At 72.0% G+C, this 15,314-nt stretch carries 18 protein-coding genes; 10 read left to right on the top strand and 8 right to left on the bottom strand.

All coding sequences use genetic code 11. The features are described from left to right. The first annotated feature begins 7 nt into the window (after nucleotides 1-7). The 4 genes from ACIBCT_RS36760 (at nucleotide 8) to ACIBCT_RS36745 (ending at nucleotide 3,100) form a co-directional block, all read left to right on the top strand. Nucleotides 8-700, top strand: coding sequence for an endonuclease V (locus ACIBCT_RS36760; protein ID WP_399196617.1), 693 nt, complete (start codon nucleotides 8-10; stop codon nucleotides 698-700). Nucleotides 701-702: 2 nt separating this feature from the next. Then, complete coding sequence (locus tag ACIBCT_RS36755) at nucleotides 703-1,668, top strand: ankyrin repeat domain-containing protein (RefSeq protein WP_399196616.1); 966 nt, start codon at nucleotides 703-705, stop codon at nucleotides 1,666-1,668. 76 nt (nucleotides 1,669-1,744) lie between these two features. After that, complete coding sequence (locus tag ACIBCT_RS36750; RefSeq protein ID WP_399196615.1) at nucleotides 1,745-2,293, top strand: hypothetical protein; 549 nt, start codon at nucleotides 1,745-1,747, stop codon at nucleotides 2,291-2,293. A gap of 135 nt (nucleotides 2,294-2,428) precedes the next feature. Next, complete coding sequence (locus ACIBCT_RS36745) at nucleotides 2,429-3,100, top strand: NAD(P)H-binding protein (protein WP_399196614.1); 672 nt, start codon at nucleotides 2,429-2,431, stop codon at nucleotides 3,098-3,100. A 66-nt stretch (nucleotides 3,101-3,166) separates the two neighbouring features. Here the strand turns inward: ACIBCT_RS36745 and ACIBCT_RS36740 are convergent, their stop codons facing one another. From ACIBCT_RS36740 to ACIBCT_RS36730, 3 genes are all read right to left on the bottom strand, one after another. Further along, nucleotides 3,167-3,406, bottom strand: coding sequence for a helix-turn-helix domain-containing protein (locus ACIBCT_RS36740; RefSeq protein ID WP_399196613.1), 240 nt, complete (start codon nucleotides 3,404-3,406; stop codon nucleotides 3,167-3,169). Further along, nucleotides 3,406-3,903 (bottom strand): DUF2975 domain-containing protein, encoded by a 498-nt coding sequence (locus tag ACIBCT_RS36735; RefSeq protein ID WP_399196612.1) that lies wholly within the window; start codon nucleotides 3,901-3,903, stop codon nucleotides 3,406-3,408. Before ACIBCT_RS36735 ends, ACIBCT_RS36740 begins: the two co-directional genes overlap by 1 nt. Before the next feature lie 232 nt (nucleotides 3,904-4,135). Next, nucleotides 4,136-4,540 carry a RidA family protein gene (locus ACIBCT_RS36730; RefSeq protein WP_399196611.1) on the bottom strand — a complete coding sequence of 135 codons (405 nt, stop codon included), beginning with the start codon at nucleotides 4,538-4,540 and terminating at the stop codon, nucleotides 4,136-4,138. 146 nt (nucleotides 4,541-4,686) lie between these two features. Between ACIBCT_RS36730 and ACIBCT_RS36725 the strand changes: the two genes are divergently transcribed. Then, the gene (locus ACIBCT_RS36725; RefSeq protein ID WP_399196610.1) at nucleotides 4,687-5,166 is read left to right on the top strand and encodes an OsmC family protein; all 480 of its coding nucleotides are present in this window, start codon (nucleotides 4,687-4,689) and stop codon (nucleotides 5,164-5,166) included. A gap of 11 nt (nucleotides 5,167-5,177) precedes the next feature. Here the strand turns inward: ACIBCT_RS36725 and ACIBCT_RS36720 are convergent, their stop codons facing one another. Continuing rightward, complete coding sequence (locus ACIBCT_RS36720; RefSeq protein WP_399196608.1) at nucleotides 5,178-5,768, bottom strand: TetR/AcrR family transcriptional regulator; 591 nt, start codon at nucleotides 5,766-5,768, stop codon at nucleotides 5,178-5,180. Between the two features lie 71 nt (nucleotides 5,769-5,839). Between ACIBCT_RS36720 and ACIBCT_RS36715 the strand changes: the two genes are divergently transcribed. Beyond that, nucleotides 5,840-6,412, top strand: a complete 573-nt coding sequence (locus tag ACIBCT_RS36715) for a dihydrofolate reductase family protein (protein WP_399196654.1) — start codon at nucleotides 5,840-5,842, stop codon at nucleotides 6,410-6,412. Nucleotides 6,413-6,587: 175 nt separating this feature from the next. Further along, on the top strand, nucleotides 6,588-7,634 hold the full coding sequence (locus ACIBCT_RS36710) for a GlxA family transcriptional regulator (protein ID WP_399196607.1): 1,047 nt from the start codon (nucleotides 6,588-6,590) through the stop codon (nucleotides 7,632-7,634). Here the strand turns inward: ACIBCT_RS36710 and ACIBCT_RS36705 are convergent. Then, entirely contained in the window at nucleotides 7,606-8,019 is a 414-nt protein-coding gene (locus ACIBCT_RS36705) for a nuclear transport factor 2 family protein (RefSeq protein WP_399196606.1), read from the bottom strand. The genes ACIBCT_RS36710 and ACIBCT_RS36705 overlap by 29 nt on opposite strands. Before the next feature lie 158 nt (nucleotides 8,020-8,177). After that, entirely contained in the window at nucleotides 8,178-8,498 is a 321-nt protein-coding gene (locus ACIBCT_RS36700) for a hypothetical protein (protein ID WP_399196605.1), read from the bottom strand. Between the two features lie 483 nt (nucleotides 8,499-8,981). Between ACIBCT_RS36700 and ACIBCT_RS36695 the strand changes: the two genes are divergently transcribed. Further along, nucleotides 8,982-9,464 carry a GNAT family N-acetyltransferase gene (locus tag ACIBCT_RS36695; protein ID WP_399196604.1) on the top strand — a complete coding sequence of 161 codons (483 nt, stop codon included), beginning with the start codon at nucleotides 8,982-8,984 and terminating at the stop codon, nucleotides 9,462-9,464. A gap of 55 nt (nucleotides 9,465-9,519) precedes the next feature. Here the strand turns inward: ACIBCT_RS36695 and ACIBCT_RS36690 are convergent, their stop codons facing one another. Together ACIBCT_RS36690 and ACIBCT_RS36685 are read right to left on the bottom strand one after the other, a co-directional pair. Next, complete coding sequence (locus ACIBCT_RS36690; RefSeq protein ID WP_399196603.1) at nucleotides 9,520-10,599, bottom strand: hypothetical protein; 1,080 nt, start codon at nucleotides 10,597-10,599, stop codon at nucleotides 9,520-9,522. A 280-nt stretch (nucleotides 10,600-10,879) separates the two neighbouring features. Continuing rightward, nucleotides 10,880-11,341, bottom strand: coding sequence for a hypothetical protein (locus tag ACIBCT_RS36685; RefSeq protein ID WP_399196602.1), 462 nt, complete (start codon nucleotides 11,339-11,341; stop codon nucleotides 10,880-10,882). 408 nt (nucleotides 11,342-11,749) lie between these two features. Here ACIBCT_RS36685 and ACIBCT_RS36680 point away from each other — a divergent pair, with 408 nt between their 5' ends. After that, nucleotides 11,750-13,357, top strand: a complete 1,608-nt coding sequence (locus ACIBCT_RS36680; protein WP_399196601.1) for a M4 family metallopeptidase — start codon at nucleotides 11,750-11,752, stop codon at nucleotides 13,355-13,357. Between the two features lie 443 nt (nucleotides 13,358-13,800). Continuing rightward, a complete protein-coding gene (locus ACIBCT_RS36675; RefSeq protein ID WP_399196600.1) occupies nucleotides 13,801-15,258 on the top strand; it encodes an MFS transporter in 1,458 nt (485 codons plus the stop codon). The last annotated feature ends 56 nt before the right edge of the window (nucleotides 15,259-15,314 follow it).

The raw sequence follows: 15,314 nt of genomic DNA, 5'->3' as shown, positions 1-15,314 counted from the left end.
GGGACAAATGCCGCTTACCGTGATGGAAGCCGAGGCCGTTCAGGCGGAACTCCGGCAACTGCTCGACCTGACCGGTCCCGGCCCGCGGAGGCCGGCCCGGGTGGCGGGAGTGGACGTCGCCTACGACGGGGACAGGCTCGCGGCGGCGGTCACCGTGCTGGACGGCACGACGCTGGAGGTCGTCGAGGAGATCGCCGTCGACGGGCGGGCGAGCTTCGGCTACGTCCCCGGGCTGCTCGCCTTCCGCGAGGTCCCCTCCCTGCTGGAGGCCCTCGGAAGGCTGTCGGCGCCCCCGGACCTGGTCGTCTGCGACGGGTACGGCCTGGCGCACCCGCGCCGCTTCGGGCTGGCCTGCCACCTGGGCGTGCTCACCGGGCTGCCCACCATCGGGGTGGGCAAGACCGCCTTCGTCGGCGTCCACGCCGTGCCCGCGGCCGAGCGCGGCTCCTGGACCGACCTGACGCTGGACGGCGACGTCGTCGGTCGCGTGCTCCGCACCCGGGACGGGGTCAAGCCCGTCTTCGTCTCGGTGGGCCACCGCGTCGACCTGGACACCGCCTGCCAGAACGTACTGGACCTGACACCCCGGTACCGCCTTCCCGAGACCACCCGTACCGCCGACCGCCTCTCCCGGAGGAGACTGGCCGAAAACCGTCGTACCGGGCTGGTTGAATCCGCTCAGCACGACGAGACGAGGTGAACATGGGCGACGAGGAGTGGGCCGAGGACGCCGACGCGTGGCGCGACACCAACCTGGCGCAGATCCGCAGGCACCTGGCGGACGGCTTCGACCCGGGCCGCAGGCTGCCGTGGCTGGGCACGACGCCCATGCACCAGGCCGCCAAGGAGGGCGCCGCCCAGGTGATCGAGCTGCTGCTGGCCTCGGGGGCGGGGGTGGACCCGGTCGACGCCGACGGTGTCACCCCGCTCTGGGAGGCCGTGCGCCACGGCTGTGACGACGCCGCGCGCGTCCTGCTCGCCGCGGGGGCCGACCCCTGGCGGCCGTGCATCGCGGGCCGCTCCCCCGGCGTCCAGGCGCTCTTCACCGAGATGGCCGGCCTGTTCTCCGGCCTGCCCGGCGCCCCGGGCGTCAGCCCCCGCCTGCGCGAGCTGCAGGACACCGTCGACGCGATGATGTTCTCGTACGAGGACTACAACGAGGGTCTCTGCGTCGCCTTCGTCGGCGAGGTGAGCGAGGACGAGGTGGTCCGCCGCCTGGGGGCCGCGCCGGAGCTGTACCCGCCGATGGACATCGCCGAGCTGTGGCGCGCCGAGCAGGAGGCCCCGGTGGAGACCCTGCGGGTGGCCAGCCCTCCGGGCGGCGGGGTGGTGCTCTTCCAGACCGACGGCATCCTGCCGGTGCACGACGCGGTCGGCCGGGCGGTCACCTCGGGCGGCGGGGTGCTGGCCGGGTCGTTCCCGTTCGCCAGCCCGTCGGTCGACATCTGGCGGGACGGCTTCCACACCGGGCGGCCCTCGGTGCACGAGCAGCTCTCCGACGACAGCATCTTCGAGCTGTGGATGTGCCGCTTCGGCGACTGCGGGGCCCACCCCTCCACCTCGACCGAACGCGCCCTGGGCCTGATGTCGCTGCTCACCTCCACCTACATCACCGAGGAGTGGCTGTGGAGCACCCCGATGCGGCTGGTCCCCTTCGACCCGGGCTGAGCCGGGCGGACCCCGGGTGCGGGACTTCGGTGCCCGGCGCGCTGAAGTGACCGGGAATGGGTAGAGTCGCACGACGATGAGACAGCACACGATCACCGCCCTGTGGGAAGAGGTCCCCGACGACGCCGACGACCTCGTCGTGGTGCGCGGCGGGTTCCGGATCTACCGGTGCCTGTGCGGCGTCCGGCTGGCCGACCGGGCCGCCGCCGAGCTGCACGCCTCGGAGACCGGCCGGTGCACCACCTGCCTGGGCGGCACCGTCGAGGACATCGTGCCCGGCTTCTCCCAGCCGTGCACGGCCTGCGCGGGGACGGGCCGCCGCGGGGTCCAGCTGACCTGGCAGCTCGCCCACCTCGAGGCCCAGACAGTGATCACCGACGAGCTCGTCCGCGATCTGATCGCCCCCTTCACCGGGCCGTTCCGGCTCTCCCAGGTCGCCGACCTGGTCCGCGACACCCTCGGCCTCCCGCCGGGGCGCCTGCCGGTCGGGCCGCGGGTCCGCGACGTGCTGCGCGGCCTGGAGGCGGCGGGCGAGCTCGTGCTGGTCTCCGCGCCGAACGAGCTGCTCCGCGGCACCACGGTCGTGCTCTACCGCGACCCGCACTGGGAGCACGTCACCCGCTGAGCCGGCTTCGCGGGCTCCCACCGGATCGGTCGCGTACCCGATCCCGGTCGTGACGGCGCCGCCACCGGGTGATGAGGGCCCTCTCGTGCGAGGCTGTGTCCGAGCGCGCCGTGCGGTGCGGGGAGGGCAGGGACCATGAGGGTATTCCAGATCGGCGCCGCCGGAGGCGTGGGACGCCGGCTCGCCCCGCTGCTCACCGCCCGCGGCGACGAGGTCACCGGCATGATCCGCGACCCCGCCCAGGAGGAGACCGTACGCGCGACCGGTGCGGTGCCCCTGGCCGGGGACCTCGTCGAGGACTCCGTGGACGAGCTGGCGCGCAGGCTCCGGGGGCACGACGCCGTGGTGTTCTCGGCCGGGGCCCACGGCACCGGCATGGACCGGACCACCGCGATCGACGGCAAGGGGCTGGAGAAGGCCGCCGACGCGGCCGCCCGCGCCGGGGTGTCGCGCTTCGTGCTCGTGTCGGTGTTCCCGGACGCGGGGCGCGGCCGCGAGCCCGTGGAGGGCTTCGAGCACTACATGCGGGTCAAGAAGACCGCCGACGTCCACCTCACCGGCACCGGCCTCGACTGGCTCATCGTCCGGCCGGGCACGCTCCTGGACGCGCCCGGCACCGGGCGCGTCAGCGCGGGCCCGGCGATCGAGTACGGCGACGTGCCCCGTGACGACGTCGCGGCGTTCATCGACGCGGCCCTGCACGAGCCGGCCCTGAACCACGCCATCGTCGAGCTCACCACCGGCGGGACCCCGGTGGCCGAGGCGGTCGCCCGGCTGGTGACCCTGACGGGCCGGCGCCCCTCCTAGCCCGGTCCACCGCGCCGGACGCGGGCTCGGGACGCGGGCGCCGCCGGAGACCGGCACGGGCCCGCGTCACCCGTCCACGGCCTCCCCGGCGTGCCCGTTCTCCCCGGCCTCCCAGCGCAGCAGGTCCCCCGGCTGGCATTCGAGCACCTCGCAGAGCGCGGCGAGCGTGGTGAAGCGCACCGCCTTGGCACGGCCGTTCTTGAGCACCGCCAGGTTGGCGGGTGTGATCCCGACGCGGTCGGCGAGCTCGCCCACGGACATCTTGCGCTTGGCCAGCATCACGTCGATGTCGACGGCGATCGGCATCAGATGACCTCTTCCAGCTCGGCCCGCATCTGCGCCGCCTCGACGTCGCGCGCGACGGCCTGGGCGAGCAGCATCCGCAGCACGAGCACGACGAGGGCGACCCCCAGGACCGCCAGGGATCCCCCGCATATCAGCAGGACCACGCCCGGGGCGACCGGTTCGCCCGGTGCCAGCAGGACCGCGAGCGCGAACACCAGCAGGGCCGCCGCCACGATCGCGCCGATCACGATGTGCACGTACCGGAAGGCGGCGTGGGAGAACACCGTTCCGCGGCGCACCATCGTGACCAGCCTCCACACGCAGACCAGGACGACCTGGACCGTCACGACGCCCAGCACGATGATCACGAGAAGCGGGGTGCGCAGGTAGGCGAACTCCGCGTTGAACCCCTCCATGTCACTGGCCAGCAGCGGCACCATCACCGCCTGAACGAACACCGAACCCGCGAGCAACGCCACGAGCACGGCGCGCAACGCGAGCACTGCCAACTTTCCCATCGCCCCTCCTTCAATCGACTATCGATGAAAACATATCGACAATCGATAGGTGAAGCAACAGGACGGGGGCCGTCCACCAGGTGACCCTTCCGGTACGGCCGCGGCACGGCGTCCCGTCGTCGCCGGGGAGGGACACCCGCGGCCGGACCTGAGGAGGAGGACACACCGTCACGGGCTCGGCGGCCAGGAGCCGAAGGGGCCCCGCAGCGGCAGTGGCACCGGCCGCGACGGGTCACCCGGCGGCCGTCACCTCGATCTCCACCAGCCAGTCGCCGGCCAGCGTCTGCGCGACGATCGCGGTGGTGGGAACGGTACGGCCGCCCAGCGCCCTCACCCGGGCCGCCGCGTTCGCCTCGGCGTAGGAGGCGTCGCGCAGGTGGCTGGTGAGCCTGACGACGTTGTCCACGGTCATGCCGGCCGAGGCCAGGATCGCGCGCAGGTTGGCCCAGACGAGGGCGAGCTGTTCGTCGAGCGTGGCTCCGGCGGCACCCGAGGGATCCAGTCCCATCGTCCCGGAGACGAACAGCAGCCGTTGCACGTTGCGGACCTCCACCGCGTGGACGTAGTCGTCGGTGCTGGCGTACACCCCGTCCGCCGGGTCGTGGACGATGATCTCGATCTTCGGATTCGCGGTCATGGCGAGGATCCTGTCAGCGTTCCACCACCTCCCGCCAGGGGATCCCCGCGCGGCGACGCCGTGCGTCGCAACGGACGGTACGCCCGCCGGTGGCGCCCGCGAGGGGGTGACCCGGGCGTCCGAGGCCCGTCCTCTACCCTCGATCCATGACGACGACGCACACCTATGACGTCACGGTCGAGTGGACGGGAAACCTGGGGCCGGGCACCGAGGACTACCGGTCCTACAGCCGCGACCACGAGATCCTGGCGGATCGCAAGGCTCCGATCGCCGCCTCCTCCGACCCGGCCTTCCGCGGCGACCCCGCGCGCTGGAGCCCCGAGGAACTGCTCGTGGCCTCCGTGGCCCAGTGCCACATGCTCTGGTACCTGCACCTGTGCGCCGCCGGCGGGGTCACGGTCGTCGAGTACGAGGACCGTGCCCACGGGGTCATGACGATGGACGAGAGCGGCGGGGGCGGCCGGATCACCGAGGTCGTGCTGCGTCCCGAGGTGACGGTCGCCGACCCGTCGATGACGGAGAAGGCCCGCGCCCTGCACGGCGAGATCCACGCGCTGTGCTTCATCGCCCGCTCGGTGAACTTCCCCATCACCCACCTGCCCTCGATCCGCGTCCGGGGGGCGTAGGCACCGCGTCCTCAGTCGCGCCCGGCCCCGCGCGGGTTCATCACGCGCTGCACGGCGGCGTCCACCAGCTCGCGGACCTCTTCCTCGGTGAAGATGTCGGGCAGCGTCAGCCGTTCCAGGATGAGCCAGTTCAGAGCGAGGTAGAGGAGCACCACCGAGGTCGAGTCGCCGGGCAGGCCCGACTCGGCGTGGTAGCCGACGTTGGCGTCGATGTCCTCGCGGATCCGCTTCGTCAGCACGGCGCGCAGCTCGGGGCGCCGGGTGGACTCCAGCCGGAGCTCCAGCAGGGCCAGGTAGCCGGTGTCGAAGGCGGCGATCCGGGCCAGCAGCTCGTGCATGAGCTCGGTGTAACGGGCCTCGTCCTGAACGCCCTCCCGGCTCCGGGCGAAGGTGGCCTCGTCGGGCAGCAACCGCTCGTAGATACGCCCGCCGACCTGGGTGAACAGGTCGTCGCGGTTGGCGAAGTAGTTGGAGGCCGTCCCCGGGGGCACGGCCGCCTCCGTGTCGACGGCCCGGAAGGTCAGCCCCCGCGCGCCCTCCCTGGCCAGCACCTCGATGGCCGCGTCGATGAGCGCCAGCCGCCGCTCGGGATTTCTCCGCACTTGACATCACTCCAGATGTAGTACTACGTTCAGACCACTTCATCCAGAGTACTACATTTAAGGTGATGCCCGTGCGAAAGCTCGTCTACTACATCGCTGTCTCGCTCGACGGCTACATCGCGGGTCCCGGCGGTGAGTTCGACTTCTACCCGCTGTCGGAGGAGATGGCCGCCTGGATCAACACCCGCTATCCCGAGACGCTCCCCACCCACGTCCGCAGGCACGTCGGCATCGACGACGTACCGAACAAGGTCTTCGACACGCTGGTCATGGGCCGCGGCACCTACGAGCCCGCCCTGGCCGTCCCCACCACCAGCCCCTACTCCCACCTGCGCCAGTACGTCGTCTCCGGCACGCTGACGATCGACGACCCGGCGGTCGAGGTGGAGACCGGTGACCCGGTCGAGCTCGTCCGCCGGCTGAAGGCGGAGGACACCGGCATGGACATCTACCTCTGCGGCGGCGGCAGGCTCGCCGGTTCCCTGCTCCCGGAGATCGACGAGATCATCCTCAAGAGCTACCCCGTGGTGGCGGGCGCGGGCATCCCGATGTTCTCCGGAGGGTTCGACCCCACCATGTTCACCCCCACCCGGCGCGAGTCCTTCGACAACGGCGCCCAGGTCACCTGGCTCACCAGGACCTAGGACCACGGGACCCGGCGGGGCGGGGAGGCTCAACGGCCGGGTGGCCGGATGCGCCGGGTGACCGACTTCTCACACCCCGAACCGGGGAGCAAATCCCCGTATCGGTGGCCGTCACCCGACCCGATCGCCTCCAGCCCTCAGGGCCCTTTGTCCCCTCCTGGCATAGGGTCGTGCCATGAGTGAGCGTCGCGTCATCGTCGTCGGGTACGACGCCGCGGAGTTGCTCGACATCGCCTGCGTGACCACGACCCTGGTGATGGCCAACACCCAGGGGGCCGCTCCCCCGTACCACGTCCTCGTGGTGACCCCGGGCGGGCATCCCATCGTCTGCGGCACCGGCCTGACGCTGCAGGCGCAGGGGGCGCTCGAACGGGTGACCGGGCCGCTCGACACGCTCATCGTGTCGGGAGGGATAGGCCACCGGGCCGCGGCCGGCAACCGGCTGATCGTGGGCCACGTCCGCCGCCTGGCGCGCGAGAGCCGTCGCGTCGCGTCGGTGTGCACCGGGGCCGAGATCCTGGCCGGCGCCGGGCTGCTCGACGGCCGCCGGGCGACCACCCACTGGCAGTGGGCGGACGACCTCGCCGCGCGCCACCCGGGGGTCACCGTCGACCCGGGTCCGATCTTCGTCCGCGACGGGGACACCTACACGGCGGCCGGTGTCACCAGCGCCCTGGACCTCACGCTGGCCTTCGTCGAGGACGACCACGGCGCCGAGACGGCCCGCAAGGTGGCGCAGCACCTGGTGACCTACCTGCAGCGGCCCGGCAACCAGGCGCAGATGAGCATGTACACCGCCACCCCGCCGTCGGACAACGTCCTGGTCAGGCAGATCGTCGACCACGTGACGGGGAACCTGGACGCCGACCTGGCCTCCTCCACGCTGGCGGCCGGGGCGGGCGTGAGCGAGCGGCACCTGACCCGGCTGTTCCTGAGACACCTCGGGCAGACCCCTGCCCGGTTCGTACGGCGGGCCCGCACCGAGGGCGCCGCGCACCTGCTGGCCTCCACCTCGCTGCCGATGAGCGCCGTGGCGAGCCGCTGCGGGTTCGGCACGACCGAGACCCTGCGCCAGGCGTTCGTCGACCGCTACGGCGTCCCGCCCTCGCGCTACCGCTCCACGGCGTCCTCCGCGCGCTCCGGCCGGGCGGTGCCCGTCCGGCACCCCGGGGGTCACGGGCCTTCCGGGGACGTCAGCCCTCGCGCGTCCAGGCGAGCGTGATCCGCGACTCGCGGAACCGCCAGCCCGCCGGCGTCCGTGCCGCGGTGCAGGCCAGGCGCAGGCCGCTCGTCAGGTGGGGCGCCCGGCCGTCGCGGTAGAAGTACACCAGCGAGTTCGCCGAGGCGGCCGCCCGGTCGCCGTCGACGTCCACCAGCAGGTCGGTCGTCAGGTGCTGGGTGCGCTCCCCCTCGACCTCGCTCCCCCGCAGATAGCCGACGATCTCGTCGATGCCGTGGAGCTCGCCCCCGCGCGGCGAGCGCACCACCACGTCGTCGGTGTAGACGGTGCCCGCGTCCTCCCACCGCGCCTCGTCGAGCAGGTGCGCGAGACGGGTGAACAGGCCGGCGATCTCGACACGGTCGGCGGTCAGGGTGTCCGTGGACATGAGGACTCCATTTCGTAGGTCATTCCAACATTGGTATCACCAACTATATACAGATCCCTTGGTTTCACCAACGATATTCGATGGCCTCGCGGAAGAGATCCCCGCCCGGGAGCGCGGAGCGCCGGAGGCGAAGTGATCCGCTTCCGTGAAAGACGGAGCTATCCGGCCAGGAGCTTGCCGACCGCCTGGTGGGAGACTCCGAGGAGCAGGCCGATGTCGCGATGCGGGAGTCCCTGTTCGTGCAGGTGCCGTGCGGTCCGGCGCGAGCGGCTGACCGCGTCCTCGCGCAGCCTGTCGGCCTCCCGCCGGACCTCCCTGGTCCGTGCGACCTCCGCCGCGAGGTCGTCCCCGAGCACGGGAACGACCGTGATACGCCAGGTGGCCGCGAGCCGACCATCCGATTCGGCGGCGAGCAGGGCCTCCCGCTCCCCGAGGATGCCCCTGGCCGTCAACTCGTTGATCTCAACGTCGCGCGGCACGATCACCGCGTCCCCCGGACGTACCACTTGTCACGACCACCGCCGTGCACGTCGGGCCTTCCAGGAGAACTCGAAGCCGTACCGCCTGGCCAGGCGCGCCGTTCGAGCGAGCAGGTCATTCGTTTCACTCAGGGGAGTCAATGCGGTTGCCACCATCAAGGCAATGCGTTTGCCTTTACGTCCGCATGGATTCCACCTGCACCGCTTTCGGGCACGATGCCCGTTCGAGCCACGGGACCGGCCACGCCGGGCATCTCATTCCGGAGTTCCATGAACAAGCGGGGTCCACCGTCCACGACGCCTCGGCGGAGGCCGGTCGACGTGTCGCCCGCTGGCGGGCTATCGTGGCGCGCATGGAGTGCTTCGCCGCCTGGCGTACCCGCCGCTGAGGGCCGGCTCACCGTCCGCACCGGGCCGTGAGCGGGCCGACCGATGCCTTTTTCCATCCAGGTGTCACGCCCTCAGCCTGAAAGGCGCACTTCCATGCTCATCCGTCCGTTCGTCCAGCATGACCTGGCGCGGCTCACCGAACTGACCATCGAGACGTTCCGGCCGTTCTACGAGGAATCCTTCCGCCCCCTGGTGGGCGAGGTCGTCTTCGCCAACCAGCACGGCGACTGGCGCGCCGACTACCGCGAGGAGGTCGCCGAACTCCACGCCCCGGAGCGGCACAGGCACGTCGCGGTCGCCGAGATCGGCGACGCGGTCGCCGGTTACGTGGCCTGGAGCGTCGATGTGGCTCGCAGGAACGGGACCGTCTCGCACCTCGCCGTCCAGGCCGAGCACCGCCGTCACCGCGTGGGTACCGCGCTGTGCGAGCACGCCTTCGACCGGATGCGGGCCCTCGGGGCCGAGGTGGTCGAGATCGGCACCGGCGGCGACCCCTTCCACGCACCCGCCAGAGCCCTCTACGAGAAGCTCGGGTGCACCATGCTCCCCGTCGCCGTCTACTACAGGACGCTCTGACCGCACCTTCCGGACGGCAGGCCGGGATCGCCCCGCGCGCTCCCGGCCTCGCCGGTCAGGCGGGCGGGGCGAGGTAAGTGATCATCGAGGGCTGGTCGGACGGGGTGGTGCCGGTGTAGCAGGAGACGTACCGGATGCTCACGTACATGGCGTAGAGCTGCGAGGGATGGGACAGGTTGCAGAACGCGGGCCCGGGCCCGGTGGCGGTGACCTGCACGTTGTCCACGTACATGTTGACGATCCCGGAGACGGTCACCTGCTTCCTGCCGACCGCCGGGCGCTGGATCCCGACACCCATGCCGTGGGAGTTGTGGTTGACGGCCGACGGGACCGGCACGTAGGAGCCCGCGGTGGCGGGCGCGTTGTCGAAGGTGTAGGCCGAGTCGTACTGCGGGTACGTCGCTAGGACGGCGTGCGCGCGGTGGTAGGTCAGGCTCCATCCGGTGTCGAGCGGCGTGTCGTTCGCGTCGTGGCACCGCACCACGATCCTCTGCTCGGCGGCCGTCGATGTCCATCCGCCCACCTTGCAGCGGGCCGGCACGGACGGGTTCACCGCGGTCACCTGGATGTTGCCGGCCAGGCCCGTCGTGCCGAGGCCGGGCAGGACGGCCTGCCATACTCCCGGGGTCGTCGCCGACCTCACCACGGAGTTCACGGCGGTCGCCGCCGAGGAGTTGAACTGCCCGGCCACCGCGGAGCCGTCCCAGTGCACGTAGCCGTACGCCTGGCGTGCGGGCAGGATCTGGGCGCTGTGCCCGAAGACGACGTAGAAGGGGATGAGGACCCGCTCCCCGCCATAACGGTGGCATCGCACCGCCACGATCTCGTCGGCGCCGGACTGCCGCCACTCACGAACCTGGCACCAGGCGGGGGCTCCCGACACCGCCGTGACGTGCGCGGCTCCTCCGGAGGCGAGGCCGATCCGCGGGAACCTCACCAGCACCTCGCCCGGCTCCCCGAAGGAGCTCTGGACCTGGTACTCGACCGGCCACGTGCCTCGCTGGCGCTGGACGGTCGTGGTGGTGGGGCCGTTGACGACGAATGCGACCCCCCACGGGCCGGGAGGTCCGGCCACCCGGCCGTGCGCGGCGGCCGAGGCGGAACCGGCCCCGAGCGGGACCGCGAACACGGCCATGACACAGAGGATTCGCATGATCGCTTGCCGCACGTGTCGCATGTCGTCCTTCGTCCACTCCGGGGTGGATGGTCACAGGCATCCGGGGCGGGATCGTCCGGCGGCCTGACGCGAGGGCGGGGGCCTGCGGGCCCCGCAGCCCTTGATAACCCGGCGCGTGGACCCTGAGAAGACCCAACCTCACCCGGCGGCCGACGTCCCGGCGCCGGCCCCCGTCGGCGCCGGGCCTCGACGCCCCCGCCGGATCGCCGGATCCGGCCGGGGCCGCCGAGCCGGGGCGTCAGCTCCCGCAACCGGCGTACTCGTCGCGGCGCCACAGCATGGCGACCAGCATCAGCGGGAACATCGCCATGTGAGCGATCATCATCAGGCCCTCGGAGTCGATGACGCCCGCCCACAGCAGGGGGAACAGCGGCACGACCGGGACGAACATGGCCGCGCACATCTCCAGGGTGGGGACCCAGCCATGCCCCCGGTAGCGCATCCAGACGACCATGCCGACCGACATGTCGAACGCCATCAGCAGGTAGGCGAGCTCGGGCTGCCGTTCCTGGGAGAACCCCAGGCCGACGGCACGCAGGAGCATGCCCAGGACGAACATCCCGACGAACATCGCGATGATCATCTCGACGTAGTGCCAGGCGAACCGGCCCCACCGGATGCGGGGACCCGCCGCCGTGCCGGCCGGGCCACCGTCCTGTGCCGCCGTGACCGGTCCGCGAGTCGGTTCTGTCTGTGTCATGTACCCACGGTCCCGCCGGACCGGCCGGGCGCCAACGAAAGCGGATCGACAGGTCCGGAAACCTGCGACCACTGTCTTTTCTGACCCGTACGGGGGCCTGTCCGGCCCGCGCGGGCGCGGGGACGAACCCCGGTCTCCCGCTCCGGACCGTGACGCTCCGGAGCCCTCCGCCTCCGTTCGCGTGATCCCCGATCCGCACCGGGCGGGCACAGCGGCGGGCCGACCACCGTCGTGTGCTGGGAGTACGCCGCTGCGGCGGTCCTGTCACACCGCCCATAGCACGACGTTATGGAACTTTGTGAGGTGTTCGACCGGCTTCTTCGATGTCAGCTTTGCGTGTAGCCCCCACCTGCAGGGCTCCTTGCATCCCTCCTACCCCCCAAGGGACATCGAGAGGAGTCACCCCGCGTGAACTCGAAGCTCAAGGTCGGCGCCGTGGCCGTACTGGCCGTCGCCGCCCTGACCACCCCCTCCGCGGTGAACGCCGCCACCGCGCCGGTGAACGACCCCGCACGCGCCGCCTCCGCGGAGCCGCCGGTGTACGCGCCGCCGAGCGCCGAGGCGCGCGCCCAGGCCGTCGCGACCGCCAACGCGACCCTGGCCGCCAGGGCCGACCTCACGCTCAAGGGAGAGAACGAGAAGTTCGACCTGGCCGCCAACGTCTCGGGCGTCAAGGGTCTGCAGTACCTGACCTACTCGCGCAGCTACCGCGGCCTGCGGGTCCACGGCGGTGAGGTGGTCGTGGCCACCGACCGGTTCGGCGAGCAGGTCGGCTCGGTGAACTCGGGCCTGCAGAGCAGGATCACGATCGACGTCACCAGCAGGGTGGACGCCGCCACGGCGTCGGCCACCGCCCGCGCGCAGCTGCCGACCGTGGAGAGCGTGGGCACCCCCGAGCTGGTCGTGCACGCGACCACCACGACGCCCAGGCTGGCCTGGGAGGTGGTCGTCAACGGCGCCACCCAGGAGGCCCCGAGCGTCCTGCACGTCTTCGTGGACGCGCTCGACGGGTCGATCATCGAGTCCTACGACGACGTCCGCGCCGGCACCGGCAACAGCTACTACAACGGCAACCCGGTGACCATCCAGACGTCGGGGTCGAGCGGCTCGTACTCGATGACCGACACCACCCGTCCCGGCCTGCGCTGCGGCGGCCAGAACGGTGCCGTCTACACCAAGTCGACCGACAACTGGGGCAACGGGTCCGGCACCAACCTGGAGACCGCGTGCGTCGACGCCCTGTACGCGGCGCAGAAGCAGTGGGACATGCTCCGCACCTGGCTGGGCCGCAACGGCGTCACCGGCACGGGCCGCTCCTACCCCGCGCGGGTCGGCCTGGCCGCCGTCAACGCCTACTGGAACGGCAGCTACACCAGCTTCGGCCGTAACTCGGCCAACACCCGGCAGGCCACCCCGATGGACGTGGTCGCCCACGAGTACGGCCACGCCATCTTCCAGAACTCCGGAAGCGGCGGCGGTGGCAGCGGCAACGAGTCCGGCGGCCTGAACGAGTCGACCGGTGACATCTACGGCGCGCTGACCGAGCACTACGCCAACCAGCCCGCCACCCTCGACCCGCCGGACTACCTGGTGGGCGAGGAGGTCAACCTGTCCGGTTCGGGGGAGATCCGCAACATGTACAACCCCTCCGCCAAGGGGCACCCGAACTGCTACAGCTCCTCCATCCCCTCCACCCCGGTGCACTCGGCGGCCGGCCCGCAGAACCACTGGTTCTACCTGCTCTCCGAGGGCACCAACCCGGTCGGCAAGCCGGCCAGCACGGTCTGCTCGGGCCCGACGACCCTGACCGGCATCGGCATCCAGAAGGCCGGCCAGATCTTCCAGTCCGGCCTGAACACCAAGACGGCGCCGTGGACGCACGCCAAGGCGCGCCGGGCCACGGTGGCCGCGGCCAAGTCGCTCTTCCCGGGAAGCTGCGTCGAGGTCAACGCGGTCAAGGCCGCCTGGACCGCGGTGAACGTACCGGCCGCCAGCGGCGAGGTGGCCTGCCCGTGACATCGGGTGATCTCCGGCCCTGAGTTCTTCCGGGGCCGGGGCTCCCCGATCCGGGACTCCCCGGCGCCGGGAGCGTTCGGCGCCGGGGGCTCGGGCCGGAAGGGCCCCGGCCTCGTGGGAGGGAGCGTTCAGGGCGGGCCGGGTACGGCGGGCGGCGAGGATGCCGCCCGCCGTACCTTTCCCGTGCGCCTGCCGCGTTCCCTCCCCGCGGACCCACCGCCCCCTTCTCGCCACCCCACCGCGACCCTCTTCACGAACCCACCGCACTTCCGCACCACGCCCCCGGAGCCGGGCTCGTGATTCGGATGTCCGCAAGGGGTAGGTAGGGGCTGCCGAGCACGGAGCCCGGCCGTCGGCGCGGAGAACGAGGTGGTCACGATGGTCTTCGGCCCGTCGCCCGTGTCGCCGGGGCCGTGTCGCGCCGCTCTCCCCCGCGTGCGCGGATGAGCGGCGGATCGCCGGGCACGGCCGCCACCCGGGATCCGGAGGGTGCGGACCCGCGCCGGTGGAAGGCGCTGACCGTCTGCCTGGTCGCCGGGTTCATGACCCTGCTGGACGTCAGCATCGTCAACGTGGCCCTGCCCGCCATCCGCACCGGGCTGGACGCCTCGCAGAGCGCCCTGCAGTGGGTGGTGTCGGGCTACGCGCTCACCTTCGGGCTGGCGCTGATCCCCGCCGGGCGGTTCGGCGACATGTACGGCCGGCGCAACGCGTTCGTCCTCGGCGTCGTGCTGTTCACCCTGGCCAGCGCGGTCGCGGGGATCGCCGGCGACGCGAGCTGGCTGGTCGTGGCGAGGCTCGTGCAGGGGGTGGCGGGCGGGGTGATCAACCCGCAGGTCAGCGGCCTGATCCAGCAGCTCTTCCGGGGGGCCGAGCGGGGCCGGGCGTTCGGCATGCTGGGCACCGTCATCGGCGTGTCGACCGCGATCGGCCCGCTGCTCGGCGGGGCGCTCATCCATCTGGGCGGCGGCACCGACGGGTGGCGGCTGGTGTTCTACGTCAACGTGCCCATCGGCATCCTGGCCGTGGTGCTGGCGTACCGCTACATCCGGCCTCACGTTCCCACCGGGCGCGCCCGGGAGAGCACCGACCCGGTGGGCGTGCTGCTGCTGGCGGGCGGGATCACGCTGGTGCTCCTGCCGCTCGTCGAGGGGCAGGAGTGGCACGGCGCCGGGAAGTGGGTCTCGGCCGCGGCCGGGGTGGTCGTGCTGGCGGGGTTCGCGGCCTGGGAGCGCCGCTACGGGCGGCACTCGACGCCGGTCGTCGACCTGTCGCTGTTCCGCAGGCGCTCCTACGCGCTGGGCGCGCTGATCGGCGCGCTCTACTTCGCCGGGTTCACCGCGATCTTCTTCATCCTGACCCTGTACCTGCAGAACGGGCTGCACTACTCGCCCCTGGAGGCGGGCCTGGCCACCACGCCGTTCGCGGCCGGGTCGGCGGTGGCCGCCGCCCTGGGCGGCAGGCTCGTCACCCGGATGGGCCGCCCGCTGGTCGTGGCCGGTCTGCTGCTGGTCGCGGTCTCGCTGTGCGTCACGGCGCTCGCGGTGTGGCTGGTCCCCGGCGAGCACGTGGCCTGGGCGACCGCGCTGCCGCTGCTCGCCGCCGGCCTGGGCAGCGGGCTGGTGATCTCCCCCAACCAGACGCTGACGCTGTCGGAGGTGCCGCCCGCCATGGGAGGCGCCGCCGGTGGGGTGCTGCAGACCGGTCAGCGGATGGGGGCGGCCCTCGGGATCGCGGCGATCGGCTCGGTGTTCTTCGCCGAGGTCGCCTCGTCCGGAGGTGACCAGGCCACGGCGTTCCGGCACTCGCTGCTGGTCACCGTGGCCTTCGTGCTGGTGGCGCTGGTCGTGGCCGTCGCCGACGTGGTCGTCGACCGGCGGGCCCGGACGAGCTCTCCCTGAGGCCCGGCCGGGGACCCGGCGCCGGGGCGCCGTTCCAGGTCCGCCCGTGTCGCCGG

Origin of the sequence: Streptosporangium sp. NPDC050855 (assembly GCF_044456585.1) — a bacterium.
GTDB classification, from domain to species: domain Bacteria; phylum Actinomycetota; class Actinomycetes; order Streptosporangiales; family Streptosporangiaceae; genus Streptosporangium; species Streptosporangium longisporum.
Note: the sequence above shows the minus strand (reverse complement) of the source record. Positions and strands in the feature narration are given on the sequence as shown.

Coding starts and splice junctions, on each gene's coding strand:
- ACIBCT_RS36760 (WP_399196617.1), top strand. CDS start 8: ATGCCGCTTACCGTGATGGAAGCCGAGGCCGTTCAGGCGGAACTCCGG.
- ACIBCT_RS36755 (WP_399196616.1), top strand. CDS start 703: ATGGGCGACGAGGAGTGGGCCGAGGACGCCGACGCGTGGCGCGACACC.
- ACIBCT_RS36750 (WP_399196615.1), top strand. CDS start 1,745: ATGAGACAGCACACGATCACCGCCCTGTGGGAAGAGGTCCCCGACGAC.
- ACIBCT_RS36745 (WP_399196614.1), top strand. CDS start 2,429: ATGAGGGTATTCCAGATCGGCGCCGCCGGAGGCGTGGGACGCCGGCTC.
- ACIBCT_RS36740 (WP_399196613.1), bottom strand. CDS start 3,406: ATGCCGATCGCCGTCGACATCGACGTGATGCTGGCCAAGCGCAAGATG.
- ACIBCT_RS36735 (WP_399196612.1), bottom strand. CDS start 3,903: ATGGGAAAGTTGGCAGTGCTCGCGTTGCGCGCCGTGCTCGTGGCGTTG.
- ACIBCT_RS36730 (WP_399196611.1), bottom strand. CDS start 4,540: ATGACCGCGAATCCGAAGATCGAGATCATCGTCCACGACCCGGCGGAC.
- ACIBCT_RS36725 (WP_399196610.1), top strand. CDS start 4,687: ATGACGACGACGCACACCTATGACGTCACGGTCGAGTGGACGGGAAAC.
- ACIBCT_RS36710 (WP_399196607.1), top strand. CDS start 6,588: ATGAGTGAGCGTCGCGTCATCGTCGTCGGGTACGACGCCGCGGAGTTG.
- ACIBCT_RS36705 (WP_399196606.1), bottom strand. CDS start 8,019: ATGTCCACGGACACCCTGACCGCCGACCGTGTCGAGATCGCCGGCCTG.
- ACIBCT_RS36695 (WP_399196604.1), top strand. CDS start 8,982: ATGCTCATCCGTCCGTTCGTCCAGCATGACCTGGCGCGGCTCACCGAA.
- ACIBCT_RS36690 (WP_399196603.1), bottom strand. CDS start 10,599: ATGGCCGTGTTCGCGGTCCCGCTCGGGGCCGGTTCCGCCTCGGCCGCC.
- ACIBCT_RS36685 (WP_399196602.1), bottom strand. CDS start 11,341: ATGACACAGACAGAACCGACTCGCGGACCGGTCACGGCGGCACAGGAC.
- ACIBCT_RS36675 (WP_399196600.1), top strand. CDS start 13,801: ATGAGCGGCGGATCGCCGGGCACGGCCGCCACCCGGGATCCGGAGGGT.